The organism is Paracoccus versutus (genome assembly GCF_000763885.1).
Classification (GTDB): domain Bacteria; phylum Pseudomonadota; class Alphaproteobacteria; order Rhodobacterales; family Rhodobacteraceae; genus Paracoccus; species Paracoccus versutus.
The window spans coordinates 1-573 of the sequence record NZ_JRKO01000177.1 but is presented as its reverse complement, the minus strand read 5'-3'; the positions used below and the strand labels follow the sequence as shown (position 1 = coordinate 573).

Genomic DNA, 573 nt, shown 5'->3' with positions numbered 1-573 from the left:
AGCTCTTGGCCGAGATCGACGCCGAGGTGCAGGCGGCGCAGGTCGAGGGCTTGCAGGCCGAACTGGCCCGCCTGGCCGCCGAGCGCAGCGAATTGCAGGCGCAGCTGGGCTTTGCCGAGCGCCAGGCGGGGCGGCATTCCTCGCTGGCCGGGCGCAGCAGCAGCCGGGTGACGCTGGAAGAGGCCGAGCGCGACCGCGACGTGCTGCGCGCCCGGATCGAGGCGCTGGACGCCACCATCCGCCGCAGTCGCGCCGGGTTGCCGGCCGAGGAGGCGACGCTGGCCCGCTCGCGCATCACCTCGCCCATGGCCGGCACCGTGGTCGCCGCCCTGGCACGCGAGGGCCAGACCCTGAACGCCAATTACGACACGCCGCTGATCCTGCGCATCGCCGACCTGGCCACCATGACGGTGCGCAGCGACGTCTCCGAGGCGGATGTGGTGCAGCTGCGCCCCGGCATGCCGGTCTGGTTCACCACGCTCGGCTTTCCCGACCGCAAGCATCGCGCCACCCTGCGCCAGGTGCTGCCCGCGCCGCCGGTCAAGGAGGGCGAGGAGGCCAATTCCGTCGTCA

The 573-nt window shown here is 73.1% G+C and carries 1 protein-coding gene; it reads left to right on the top strand.

The window, feature by feature from the left end; genetic code table 11:
- On the top strand, window positions 1-573 hold a 573-nt coding region (locus IT40_RS26525), incomplete at both ends, for an efflux RND transporter periplasmic adaptor subunit (protein WP_036761553.1).